General features: G+C 64.0%; 14 protein-coding genes. 3 read left to right on the top strand and 11 right to left on the bottom strand.

Features of this window, described 5'->3' with window-relative positions; genetic code table 11:
- Positions 1 to 144 precede the first annotated feature (144 nt).
- Positions 145 to 522, top strand: a complete 378-nt coding sequence (locus IVB46_RS14755; RefSeq protein ID WP_166349001.1) for a hypothetical protein — start codon at positions 145 to 147, stop codon at positions 520 to 522.
- 4 nt (positions 523 to 526) lie between these two features.
- Here the strand turns inward: IVB46_RS14755 and IVB46_RS14760 are convergent, their stop codons facing one another.
- From IVB46_RS14760 to IVB46_RS14780, 5 genes are all read right to left on the bottom strand, one after another.
- The gene (locus IVB46_RS14760; RefSeq protein ID WP_155794867.1) at positions 527 to 736 is read right to left on the bottom strand and encodes a hypothetical protein; all 210 of its coding nucleotides are present in this window, start codon (positions 734 to 736) and stop codon (positions 527 to 529) included.
- Between the two features lie 126 nt (positions 737 to 862).
- Positions 863 to 1,585, bottom strand: coding sequence for an SDR family NAD(P)-dependent oxidoreductase (locus tag IVB46_RS14765; RefSeq protein ID WP_247315810.1), 723 nt, complete (start codon positions 1,583 to 1,585; stop codon positions 863 to 865).
- A complete protein-coding gene (locus IVB46_RS14770) occupies positions 1,578 to 2,960 on the bottom strand; it encodes a class I adenylate-forming enzyme family protein (protein ID WP_247315812.1) in 1,383 nt (460 codons plus the stop codon). Before IVB46_RS14770 ends, IVB46_RS14765 begins: the two co-directional genes overlap by 8 nt.
- Positions 2,947 to 3,192: an acyl carrier protein gene (locus tag IVB46_RS14775; protein WP_014491754.1), complete on the bottom strand. Its 246-nt coding sequence runs from the start codon at positions 3,190 to 3,192 to the stop codon at positions 2,947 to 2,949. The genes IVB46_RS14770 and IVB46_RS14775 overlap by 14 nt, the downstream gene beginning before the upstream one ends.
- Before the next feature lie 148 nt (positions 3,193 to 3,340).
- Complete coding sequence (locus IVB46_RS14780; RefSeq protein ID WP_247315814.1) at positions 3,341 to 5,155, bottom strand: long-chain-acyl-CoA synthetase; 1,815 nt, start codon at positions 5,153 to 5,155, stop codon at positions 3,341 to 3,343.
- A 286-nt stretch (positions 5,156 to 5,441) separates the two neighbouring features.
- On the opposite strand from IVB46_RS14780, the gene IVB46_RS14785 reads away from it, so the two are divergent.
- Positions 5,442 to 6,128 carry a GDSL-type esterase/lipase family protein gene (locus IVB46_RS14785; protein WP_247315817.1) on the top strand — a complete coding sequence of 229 codons (687 nt, stop codon included), beginning with the start codon at positions 5,442 to 5,444 and terminating at the stop codon, positions 6,126 to 6,128.
- Positions 6,129 to 6,190: 62 nt separating this feature from the next.
- Here IVB46_RS14785 and IVB46_RS14790 read toward each other — a convergent pair whose 3' ends face one another.
- The 5 genes from IVB46_RS14790 to IVB46_RS14810 form a co-directional block, all read right to left on the bottom strand.
- Positions 6,191 to 6,460, bottom strand: a complete 270-nt coding sequence (locus IVB46_RS14790) for a DUF3551 domain-containing protein (protein WP_247315819.1) — start codon at positions 6,458 to 6,460, stop codon at positions 6,191 to 6,193.
- Between the two features lie 33 nt (positions 6,461 to 6,493).
- On the bottom strand, positions 6,494 to 6,772 hold the full coding sequence (locus IVB46_RS14795) for a DUF3551 domain-containing protein (protein WP_063985742.1): 279 nt from the start codon (positions 6,770 to 6,772) through the stop codon (positions 6,494 to 6,496).
- A gap of 127 nt (positions 6,773 to 6,899) precedes the next feature.
- Positions 6,900 to 8,777: a molecular chaperone HtpG gene (gene htpG, locus IVB46_RS14800; protein ID WP_247343034.1), complete on the bottom strand. Its 1,878-nt coding sequence runs from the start codon at positions 8,775 to 8,777 to the stop codon at positions 6,900 to 6,902.
- A gap of 136 nt (positions 8,778 to 8,913) precedes the next feature.
- Positions 8,914 to 9,339: a hypothetical protein gene (locus IVB46_RS14805; RefSeq protein WP_071909388.1), complete on the bottom strand. Its 426-nt coding sequence runs from the start codon at positions 9,337 to 9,339 to the stop codon at positions 8,914 to 8,916.
- A gap of 264 nt (positions 9,340 to 9,603) precedes the next feature.
- A complete protein-coding gene (locus IVB46_RS14810) occupies positions 9,604 to 10,218 on the bottom strand; it encodes a nuclear transport factor 2 family protein (protein WP_247315825.1) in 615 nt (204 codons plus the stop codon).
- A 179-nt stretch (positions 10,219 to 10,397) separates the two neighbouring features.
- On the opposite strand from IVB46_RS14810, the gene IVB46_RS14815 reads away from it, so the two are divergent.
- The gene (locus tag IVB46_RS14815; RefSeq protein WP_071909373.1) at positions 10,398 to 11,180 is read left to right on the top strand and encodes an energy transducer TonB; all 783 of its coding nucleotides are present in this window, start codon (positions 10,398 to 10,400) and stop codon (positions 11,178 to 11,180) included.
- A 69-nt stretch (positions 11,181 to 11,249) separates the two neighbouring features.
- On the opposite strand, the gene IVB46_RS14820 is transcribed toward IVB46_RS14815, so the two are convergent.
- On the bottom strand, positions 11,250 to 12,056 hold the full coding sequence (locus IVB46_RS14820; RefSeq protein WP_014491706.1) for a response regulator: 807 nt from the start codon (positions 12,054 to 12,056) through the stop codon (positions 11,250 to 11,252).
- Between the last annotated feature and the right edge of the window lie 140 nt (positions 12,057 to 12,196).

A 12,196-nucleotide genomic window follows, 5' to 3' on the forward strand; every position in this document is an offset into this window, starting at 1 on the left:
CTTTCGATTCCCGATCATTGGCCGAAATGCACCCCGACAACAAGATCGCGCCACGCTGCAAATGCCGCAGTCCGTCATTGATCGGCGTCAAACAGCCGGCCGGAAGAGCGGCTATGGTAGGGGCATATCCAGAGATTACATGGGATGATCGAAGTGCCCGACTTCGGCAACAAGGACTCGACGGCTCCGGTGCGCCGGCGCACGGGGCTCGATCCGCTCAGCGCGGTGAAGATGCCGGAAGCACTGACCGCGGCCGTCGACGCCTGGGCTGAAGCTCATCACCTGTCGCGTTCGGCTGCGATCTGCAAGCTGGTCGAACTGGGCCTGAAGGTCGCGCCCCCGGCATTCTCGTCGGCCCAGCCGGTCGCATCCGACGCCACCAGGATCGAGGCGCTGGCCGTGCACGAGATCGAGCGGCTGCTCGACCCCGCATTGCCAACGGACGAACGCGAACGCCGCATACGCCGCCTGACCGAAGGGCCGCCGGAATTTTCACGCGAGCGGATTGACCTGCCGAAGTGAACGCCTAGTGCAGCTTTTCGTCCTCGCGCTTGCGCAGGGCGTCGAGAGAGAGGTCGTGGCAGCCGACCAGGCGCACAAATTGCTGCGGATACATTTCATGACCGTGTCCGCCGGAATTCTGATGCGTCATCGGGGGGCAATGGACATCGTCCGGCTTCGCGCGAGGCTCCTCGATCCGAGCTTGATTTGAAGCGGTCATGTTTGAAGTGGCCATCGACTGCTCCCTCTCGATTAGGGCAGATCGATTGACGTAAGCCAATCGATTGCGGGGCATCTTACGACCAAATCCGGCTTGATGTCATCGCGACGGATCAACTCAATCGTGGCGGCGGAGTTCCGCTTACGCCGTATTCCCGGCATCGATCGTGAATACGGTGCCGGTGACGTTGCGGCCGCCCTCACCGAGCAGATATTCCACCATGCGCGCGACATCGTCGGTCTCCGGCAGGCGACGCAGCGCGCTGCGGCCGGCGATGCGCTTGCGTCCTTCGTCGGAGAGATTGTGGGTTAGCTCGGTGTCGATGAAACCAGGCGCGATCGCGTTCACGGTGATGCCGAGCTTGCCGACCTCGCGCGCGAGCGAGCGGGTGAAGCCGGTGGCGGCGGCCTTGGTCGCGCCGTAGACGGACAGGCCGTTATAGCCCGTGGTCGCGATGATCGAGGAGATGTTGATGATGCGGCCGGCACCGTCCGCCATCATCTGGCGCGCGACATATTTGGTGAGGATGATCGGCGACAGCACGTTGAGCTGCACCAGCGCCTCGATCTCGGAATTGTGCATGGTGGCGAGCAGGCCTTCGGTGCCGAGGCCAGCATTGTTGACGAGGCCGTAGATCGGGCCGAACTCGTCGCGGATAAGCTTCGCGAACGCCGGGATCGCGTCGATCACGGCGAGATCGCAGGCGCGGAAATGCAGGCGCCCTTCGGAGAGGCCGATCGCCGCCCTGAGCTCTTCGCTCTCGCGCCGTGCCGCCGCAATCACATTATAACCGGCATCAGCCAGCCGCTTGCCGATCGCAAGGCCGATGCCGCGGCTGCCGCCGGTGACGAGGACATTATGCATCGGTGCGCGCCAGTTTGCCGGCCGGAGTGACGTCGAGCGCCTCGACGAAGCGGATCACCGCCGGCACCTTGTGAGAAGCGAGCTGCGCGCGGCACCGATCCAGGATCTGGTCGCGGATCTCCTTCACCCGCGCCTGATCGGTGCCGTCGGCAAGGATCACGTCCGCGACGACGATGCCGCCGGTGATCGGGCTGCGGCGCGATTTCGCCCGCGACATCCGCACGTCGGCATGGCGGTTGATGACCGCCTCGATCTCCTCGGGGTGAACCTTCAGCCCGCCGATATTGATGATGCCGCCGCGGCGGCCGACGAAATAATAGCGGTCACCGCGCAACTCGACGATGTCGCCGCTGTCGACGAACCCGTCGTCATCGGTCAGCGCGGCCGCATTGCGGCCGATGTAAGCATGCGCCGTGCGCGTCGAGCGGATGCGCAGCGAGCCGTCAACGACCTTCATCTCGACACCGTTGCGGTTGCCGAGATAATCGGCCGGAAAGCCCTCCAGCCCGTCATTGACGGCAAAGCCGACGCCCGCCTCGGTCGAGGCATAGGCGTGACCGACGGAAGAATTGGGGAACGCTGCTTTCAACCCGTCGAGCACCGCTTGATCGGCGATCTCGCCGGACAGACGGACGTATCCCGGCGCGAACTGTGCGGCCGAGCCGCTCATCAAGAGCTTGCGCCAGTGCGAGGGCGTGCCGGAGATATGCGACACGTTGCGCGCGTTCAGGCGCGCGACGTGGTCGCCGAGCACTTCATGCGGATCGGACAGCACCATCGAGCCGCCGGAGAGAACCGCGCGCAGGAAAATCTGCAGGCCGCCATAGCGGCGAATATCGTAGAATGTCGCCCAGACCGGCGCGGGTCCGCGCGCAGGGCCTTCGGCGACGATGGCGCCCGTCAATGCTTCCAGCGTATGGCCGGCGATTTTTGGTACGCCCGACGTGCCGGACGTCAGCATCAGCCATTCGGTGGCGCGTTCGGTCCTGGCCGGCGTGGCGGCCTGAAGCGGCAATTGCGCGGTGACGACGAGCACGACCGCCTTTGCGGCCCATTGCGCGGGCTCGTCGGTGACGACGGCATCGATCTCGGCGTCCGCGATCAGCGCATCGAGATGCGCCGGATTGAGATCGGGCGGGCACAGCAGCATGCGCCGCGCGACACCATCGAGCTCGATCATGGCGAGGCCCGATTTGAGCTGGTCCGACAGCTTCAGCAGGACAGAGCGGCCCGCCAGCTCACGCAGGCGGCCGCCCAGAACCGTATGCCCCAGGACATCCGTCAGCGACACCACATGATGGGTATCGGAGATCGTGCGGCCCTTGAGCTCCGGGCTCAGATAGTCGCGAAGCGCGAAAATCTCACGCGGGGACATTTTCGTAGGCCCGCACGAAATCGCCCACGGTGGCGGGGAACGCTACGTCCTCGGAAATGGTGAAGGGATCGACGCCGGTCTCGTCCTCGAGGCGCGCCACCAGAATTGCGAAGGCGAGGGAATCGAAACCCGTCTCGTGCAGGGACAGATCGTCCGAGAGTGCAGGAAGCGTGACGTGCTGCTCCTTGGCGATCTGCTGGATCGCTTCGATGACCTTAGACCTTACCGACATGGCTGGCTCACTCTTGTTATTGATGGTTCGTGTTGCAGCGGCTCTTGATGACCGCCTCCCCAAGGCCCGTGTTGTTTACCCGACAGAAGTAAATGGCTTCTTGGACAATTCAGATAAAATTGGACCTATCTGGCGGATTTTCGTGCGGCTAGAGCCTGATCGCGCCATCGATGATCCCTGCGTGCACGTCCGCGTCCAAGGCGATGTAGGCGCCGGATTTCGGGTCGAGCATGAACAGCGGATCGCTTATCAGCCCCGGATCAAAGCCCTCGCGAGCCAGCTCGCCCTTCTTCTGCTTGAACGTCTCGGTCGCGTCGAGCTCGCGCGAGATACGGATGAAGACGGGGCGGGCGTAAGCCGGCAAACGCTGCGCGAGATGGGCGGGTAGCCCCTCGATGTCAAACCCCTCGTTGACGACGATGGCGCTCATGCCGGCGCGGCCGTCGGTGCCGGGGATGCTGACGCCATAGGTGGTGGCATCGATCACGCCGGTGAAATCGCGCACGGCGTCGTTGACTTCCGATGTCGCGACGTTCTCACCCTTCCAACGAAAGGTGTCGCCGATACGGTCGACGAAATGGAAGAAACCCTTGTCGTCGAGCCGCATCAGATCGCCGGTGCGGAACCAGGCATCACCCTTGGCGAAGACGTCGCGCAAAATCTTCTTCTCGGTTTCGCCGGCGTCGGTATAGCCCTCGAAGCGGCCGCCGCCTTCATCCGCGGTGCCGATGCGGCCGATGGCTTCGCCAGCCTCGCCCCTGGCGCAGGCAACGCAAAAGCCCTCTTCGTTGCGCAGCGGTGCACCACTATCAGGATCGAGCTTGACGAGCCCCGCCGGAAAGCGATGCGCGAGCAATGGCGGAACGCGACCAATCGCACCCGGCTGGCCCTCGACGTTGAACAGCGAGAAATTGCCTTCCGTCGCCGCATAGAATTCGAGGATGCGCGGAATGGCGAAGCGGTTCTGGAAATCCTCCCAGATGTCGCCGCGCAGGCCGTTGCCGCAGACGAGCCGCAGGCGGTGACGGTTCTCGTATTCGGACGGCGCCGCCTTCAGAAGGTAGCGGCAGAGCTCGCCGATGTACTGGAACAGCGTGCAATCGTGCCGCACGATGTCGGGCCAGAAGTTCGAGGCCGAGAATTTCTCCGCGATCACCACCGAACCGCCGGCGGCGAGCATGCTGCACGGCGCGACGATGCCGCCGACCGAGTGGAACAGCGGCAGGCAGTCATAGAGCCGGTCCTGCGGGCTGGCGCCGGTGAGGCCGGCGAACCAGAAGCCCCAGTTGAGGATGCGGCGGTGGCTGATGCTCGCCGCCTTCGGAAGGCCGGTGGTCCCGGAGGTGTAGATCAGCAGGGCCCGGTCGTTGATCGTCACGTCGCCATGCTCGTCCGGCGAGAGCGGCCCGTCCTCGAGCGCGGCAAGTGCGACGTCGATCGCGCGCTCGCTGCGGGCATCGCCATGGGTCCAGACTTTTGCTTCTGTCTTCAGGTGCGGCGACGCGCCGTCCAACGCTTCCATGAGCTCGTACGCGACGATGATGTGCGACGGCCTGGCTACATCGACGCAATGCGCGAGCGACTGGCCGACGAGCTTGGTGTTGATCAGCGCGACCACGCCGCCGACCCGGCTGATGCCGAGCCACGCGGCAACATAGTCGATGCCGTTCGGCATGATCAGCGCGACGGCATCACCCTTGGCCACGCCGGCCGAGCGCGCCCAGCGCGCATAGCGGTTGATGCGCTTCGAGAGGCCTGCGTAGTCGATCGTTGTCTCATCTGCGACCAGCGCGGTGCGAGCGGGCTGACGCTGCGCCCAATCGTCGACGACGTCGGCGAACAGCCGGCCCGGCAGCGTCTCGATGCGCGCGGTGAGCTCGATCGCCTTCAGCCAGATCTTTGAAGCCGAAGGTGCGCGCGCGACTTTCGGTTGCTCAATGACGCGGGTGGTCATGCCGTCCATTCTCTCGGAACGTATCTGCTGTTTCCTCAAGCTTAGCTCGCACGCCCTGCCCAGGTGTTAAGAGACAAGGTAAAGCCAGGTTAGTACGTGATTAACTCTAGCCATCCGACGCGGGCGAGTTCGGCGGCATGCAGACGGCGGAGACCGACCGCTGGCGCAAGGTGGTCGAAGTTGTCGGGAGTCAGGACGGGGTAGCGATCCGGCCTCACCGAGGCTAGGCGCCCCCTGGTAAACGGGCTATGCTTTTCTACCCTGCGTTGTCATGGCTACGAAAGGGAGACGTCCCGTGGCTCACGATCCGTCAGAGTTTCCGGTGCAGGCCGCGCCGTTCGATCAGCGCCTGAAGAATTTCGCCGGCCGCGTGGAGGGTGGGCAGGCCAGGGTGGTTGCGATCGGCTCGTCGACCACGGCGGGCGAAGGAGGCATCGCTCCCTATCCGCAGCGGCTGCTGGCGAATCTTCGGATACGATTTCCAAATGTCGCGGTCGAAGTGATCAACCGGGGTGTCGGCGGCGAAGAGGCCCGTGCTGAGCTCAAGCGGTTCGACCATGACGTCTTCGATCTGAATCCCGATCTCGTCATCTGGCAGGTCGGCACCAATTCGGTGTGGCAAGCCGGCGGCCCCTCGTTCGCGGACACCAAGAAGGCCATCCGCGAAGGTGTCGACCGGCTGCTCGACGCCGAGCGGATCGACGTGATCCTGATGGACCTTCAATATGTGCCGGCGCTGCTGACACCGGCCAAGCGCAAAAAGACGGAGGCCATGGTCGAGGCGATCAGCGAGATCGCGGATGTGAAGGGCGTCAACGTCTTTCGTCGCTTCGGGCTGATGAAGGGCTGGTACGATGTCGCGAGGATTTCGTTCGACCGCATGGTCGACCCGGGCGATGATGACAGGCTGCACGCCAGCGACTGGACCACGGACAAGATGACGTGGCAATTGACCGACGCGATCGTCGCCGCTGCCAACTAGGCGCCTCACGGCACCTAGTTCTGCATGCTCCGCCGGATTCGCAGCTGAACGGGCGGTGGGCGCTAGCCGCCTCGCCTGTAGCGTAGGCGCGGCGGCGCAACGTTGACCGGATAATACGGATTGAGATCGCAGGTCGCGGCGCGGCCCGACGCCGTGGCGCGGCACTGCGGCAGCGACGTGAAGGAGCAATCGTACCACTCCCCGCCGCCACCGTTCGCGCCGGAATAGACGTGCATGCAGACGGGAAAGCTGGGATCAAAGGTCTGCGCATGCGACGGCGCAGCTGCGGTCAGCGCGCCGACGGTGATGATCAGGCCGGATGAGAAACGCATGAGGGATGTTGCTGCGTGCCGCATCGCGAACAACTACTGCACCTTCTTGTGACGCTTGCGCGGGGGCGGCGGCGGTTCGTTGTAGGCGTAATAGGGATTGACATCGCAGCTCGCCGCGCGGCCCGACGCCGTGGCCCGGCACTGCGGGATCGAGGTGAAGGAGCAGTCGTAATAGTCGCCGCCACCGCCCCGGCCGCCCGAAGTATAGACGTGCATGCACACCGGATAGCGTGGATCATAGGTCTGGGCGTCGGCATCTGCCGCCACGAACAGCGTGGCAATCGCGGTGAGGGTCAGGACAGGCAGGCGCATGGAGACATCCTCGAATCGATGGCGGCGTCGGATCTGATGCCGACGTCCTCCTATGGCATAACACCACGCCGGAGGCGACTGTTCCTCCGGCGGATGACGGCAAGGTGAGCAGGGTGCGCTGCGCGCGCTACCCGCCCAGCCCCTGCAGGACCAGCCGGTTGAGCCTTGCCGCAAACGCGGCAGGGTCTTCGGGCAATTCGCCGTCCAGGATCTGCGCCTGTTCGAGCAGGAGCAGGCTGAGATCGTCGACCGCCCTGGAGCCGGCCTGCGCCCTGGTGATCGCCGTTACCAGCGGATGGCGCAGATTGATCTCGAGGATCGGCTTGGTGCGCATGCCGCGGTTCTGCTGCGACAGAATGCGCTCGAGCTCGCGGCTCGGGCCCTGGCTGTCGGCGACGAGACAGGAGGCGGAGCTGGTGAGGCGCGTCGAGACCTTGACGTCGCTGACGCGCTCGCCGAGCGCGGCCTTGATCACCGCGATGGTGGCGGCCTCGTCTGCGGCCGGCTCGTCCTGCTTCGCCTCGTCGGCCTCGTCGGTGCGCGGGATCAGGTCGAGATTGAGATCGCCCTGGCTCAGCGATTTCAGCGGCTTGCCGTCGAACTCCGATGGCATCGAGGTCCAGAAGGCGTCGACCGGATCCGACAGCAGCAGCACCTCGATGCCGCGCGCGGTCGCGGCTTCCAGCCGCGGATTGGACTTCAGCCGCTCGATGCTGTCGCCGACGAGATAATAGATCTCGGTCTGGTTCGGCTTGAAACCGGCGATGACGTCCTTCAGCGAACGCTTCTCGCCCGAGGTGGTGGTGAAGCGCGACAAGGACAGCAGCTTTTCGCGCCGCTCGAAATCCTCGTAGATGCCTTCTTTCAGCACTGCGCCGAAGGCGTCCCAGATCCTGGCAAAATTCTCCGGGTCCTTGTCGGCAAGGCTTTCCAGCTCGGACACGACTCGGGTCGCCACGGCTTTCCGGATCTGCGCGAGCTGCGGATTGTTCTGGAGCATCTCGCGCGAGATGTTGAGCGGGAGATCTTCGCTGTCGACCACGCCGCGGATGAAGCGGAGATAGCCGGGCAGCAGATCGGCATCGTCGGTGATGAAGACGCGGCGGACGTAAAGCTTCACCCGGCCCTTGCGGTTCGGCTCGAACAGGTCGAACGGCTTCGTCGACGGCGCGAACAGCAGCACGGCGTAGGAATAGCGGCCTTCCGCGCGGTAGTGCAGCGTCATCGCGGGATCGTCGAAGGCGGAGGCGATCTGCTGATAGGCCTTCTTGTAGTCCTCGGCCGTCAGCTCGGACTTGGAACGCTGCCACAGCGCGCTCGCCGAGTTGATCTGGCGCGGCTCGCCCTCTTCCGGCACCAGCCCGATCGGGAACAGGATGTTGTCGGAATAGGCACTGACGATGCGCTCGATCTCGTAGGTCTCGAGATACTTCTTGGCGTCGTCCTTCAGGTGCAGGACGATCTCGGTGCCGCGTGCCACGCGCGCCACTTCCTCATCGCTTGCGTGCGCGATCTCGAAGCCGGAGCCGCCGGAGGACGTCCAGCTCCACACGTCGCTCTCGCCAGCACGCCGGCTGACGACGACGATCTTCTCGGCGACCATGAAGGCGGAATAGAAGCCGACCCCGAACTGGCCGATCAGGCCGAGGCCGTCCTTGGCCTCCTTCAGCTTCGAGACGAACGCCTTGGTGCCGGAGCGGGCAATGGTGCCGAGATGGTCGATCAGCTCCTGGCGCTCCATGCCGATGCCGTTGTCGGCGATCGTGAGCGTTCCGGCCGTCTTGTTGGGGATGATCCGGATCTTGAGCGCGTCGCCCTCGCCCAGCAGCGCCGGGCTGGCGATGGCTTCATAGCGCAGTTTGTCGCAGGCGTCCGATGCGTTGGAGACGAGCTCGCGCAGGAAGATGTCGGTCTCGGAATAGACGGAGTGCACCATGAGGTGCAAAAGCTCGGAAACCTCGGCCTGGAAAGGCTGCGTATGCGCGGCCGTATCTGACGTCGTCATGCGTTTACCCGGTCAATCAAAGGGGAAAGAAACCCGGGATATAACGCGAGGGGATAGGGGATCAAGTGGACGTGAACTATCGCCCTCCCGGCGGGAAGGCGATTTGTCCGTGGCGGCCAGGGGCGGCGAAGAAGAATCAGGTCACACAGCGGCCGGGCTGGAGCAGCTTTGCGACCTCGGTCAGGGAGCTGACCATCGGCTCGCAGGCAATCGTCGGCCTCTTGGGACCCTGCTTCCGGTTCTGGAGCAGCACCGGCGGCTTGGCGTTGCCGGTCTCGATGACCGCGCGGACCCGCAGCAGCACCGACGTCTCGGCCAGATCGTTCAGCCGCATCGACACGGTGCGGGTGGGAACCGGGGCCTGCTTGACGTCGGCGAACCGGTCGGCCTTGCCGGAACGGTTGACGTTGTGACCCGCATCTTGCGTGGGCCTGTCGGCGACCGCCTGCCAGCGGTCGGCCAGATCATGGCCAGAGGCCAGCTGGACGGCACCGACCTGGACGGCACCAAGCGTCGCGGCAATCGCGACAACACCCAAAAATACCTTTTGCATCTGCAACATGGCTGTCGATCCCTCGCCCCATGGCGATCACGGGAACAACGCGATGGGAGGACCGGCAGTTCTCAGCCGTTAAGATCACTTAACCGTGTGCGAAATTCACGGTAGGGCGCATAAAAAGGCCGCACAAAAAAATTTTCACCCGCCTGGAACGACTCTCAGGCCCGAGAGTCGTCTCAACAGCCGGCTATTCCCCCCTGCCCCATAAGCCGGCGACGTAGGGCGCGACTGTGGTGATGCCAGTCGCGCCTTACTTTTGTCTGAGCCTCACTTCGGCTTCCCCGCGAGCCAGTCCCGCCCCTCGCCATAGAGCTTCTCGACTTCAGTGCCGATCAGGCCCGGCATGTCGCGCTTGACCTTGTAGCCGATCAATTCCTGCATGTAGGCGAGGTGGCGGTAGCCTTCGGGCAGTGCGGCGAGCGCTTTTTGGTCGAGTTGAAGCGTCGCGGCGGGATCGACCGGATCGATCCGGTCCTTCTCGTAGATCGGCTGGCGGCGGACGATGCCCCATTGGCCAATACCTGATTGGTCATGCCGCTTCTCCAGGAAATCGTAGAAGCGACCGGTGCAGACGACGTCGCAGAGCACGTCATGCACCAGGGCACGCTGCGAGATCGTCATCTTGGTTTGCGCAATGGCGCGCGCGCCTGCGAGATCAATGCTGGTGCCGCCGAGGAAATGCAGGATGCGCACGCCCTTGGCAAACCCCTCCTGACTGACCCGCATGAAATCCCGCGCCGGCCCCTGAAACCAGGTGGCGGACATCCAGCCCTCGTCATGCCAGACCGTGGCGAAACGCTCCCAGTCGCCGGCGTCGCGCCACACCGCCCAGTTCTCGACGAGGTCGCGGATGGCGAGGCGATCGAGGAGTTGCTGGTCCATGATGAAAAATCTCCTGGCGGCTCGAGGTCGCGACTGATGTCATCGACCCGACGTATGAACGAGGCAATTTGACCGCCGTCAAGCGGGCTTCCCGGCCCTTCGAATTGCCCACAGCCGCGTGAACGCGATACGGGTAACGAGCCTTGCAATCAACCTGACCGAGATTAGTATCCGCACCGATGCAGATGAAATTCCCCTTGTTGGCCGCGCTTCTCGGATGGTTGGCGGTTTTCCCCATACACGCACAGACAGATGTGCAGACCGAACGCGCGACGGCCTGGAAGGCGAGGCTGTCGGCCCACATAGCCAGCTACAGGCAATTTCCGGCTGAAGCACTAGGGCAAACCGGCGAAGCCAGGGTCACATTCGTCATCGACCGGTCTGGCAGGTTGATCTCGCAGGCTCTGGCCGTGAGCACCGGCTCTCGGCCGCTCGACGTTGCCGCGCTGCAGATCGTCGCCCGTGCCCAACCCTTTCCGGCGCCGCCTTCGGAGCTCAAGGATGAGTCATTCACGTTGACAGTGCCGATTGTCTTCGACCGCCGTCAATTCCTGATGCAGCCTTCCGGGTTAGTGCTAAGGCCGAGTCCCGTGCTCACGGATGACGATGCCATGGCCGCCTGGCGCAAGGCGGCCACTGAACATGTCTGGCGCCACAGGGTGCTTCCTCCGGAGGCGATGGGTCAGATAGGCAATGCCGGCGTCACATTCGTGATCAATCGCTCAGGCCAATTGATCTCGCACGCTTTGGTGGAAAGCACAGGCTCCCCGCCCCTGGATGCGGCAGCTCTCAAAATGGTGGAGCGAAGCGAACCATTTCCGAAGCCGCCTTCCGAGGCCAAGGACGACCTCCAGCGGATGACCATCTTCATGACTCTCGACGGAGTGCAACGCTTGGTCGAGCCATGGGCGGACGAACCCAAGTTGAAGGCCAAGCTCAACAGCATCTGCCGAGGTTGTTGAGCAGGGGTGGGCGAACGAAAAAATGGCGCGCTTTGCGGCGCGCCATTTTCCGTTCCAATGGAAGCTTGCTTACGCCGCCGGCGCCTTCGGCGCGCGGTTGCGTGAGTTGCGCTGAAAGAACAGCGCCTGGCTCGCCACCGCCGACACCATCGCGGGCTGGAACGGCTTTGAGATCAGGAACGCCGGCTCGGGGCGCTCGCCGGTCAGGAAGCGCTCCGGATAGGCGGTGATGAACACCACCGGCACCTCGAAGGTACGGAGCAGCTCGTTGACGGCGTCCAGGCCCGACGAGCCGTCGGCGAGCTGGATGTCGGCGAGAATCAGGCCCGGCCGCTTGTTCTTGGCCAGCGCCACCGCATCGGCATGGGTGCGCGCGACGCCGACGACATTGTGACCGAGATTCTTCACCAGGCTCTCGAGGTCCATGGCGATGAAGGTCTCGTCCTCGATGATCAGCACGTCGGTCGCGATCTCGGCCGCCATCTCGCGTCCCGCGGCATCAGCAAGCCGCCGCGTCTCGGCGACGTCGGTGCCGAGGATGTAGCCGACTTCCTCTTCCGAGAATCCCTCGAGCGAGAGCAGCAGGAACGCCTGCCGCGGCAGCGGGGTGATGTTCGACAGCCGCCGCTCCGGCGGCATCGGCAAGGTCGTCACCTCGGCATCGTCGTTGACGGAGACCGAATTCCATATCTGGGTGAACAGCCGGAACAGGCCGGCGCGCGGACCATGGCTCTCGTCGAGCACGGACGGATCTCCGAGCATCGCTTCCAACATGGCTGCGACATAGGCGTCACCGGAGGCCTGGCTGCCCGTCAGGGCGCGCGCGTACCGGCGCAACAACGGCAAGTGTTCAGCAACAAGCTGCGAACGGGACATCCCCACTCCATTCATCTTCGGGCCAACCTTGACGAACCAGGCAACAAGCGGGGAGGCCCGGGTTCCCCTGCTGGGCTGTCTACGCCTCACGCCAAGAAAAGTTCCGCTTATCTGGGAACTTTTTGTCGAACCTGGAATTG

The organism is Bradyrhizobium sp. 61, assembly GCF_023073075.1.
Classification (GTDB): domain Bacteria; phylum Pseudomonadota; class Alphaproteobacteria; order Rhizobiales; family Xanthobacteraceae; genus Bradyrhizobium; species Bradyrhizobium barranii.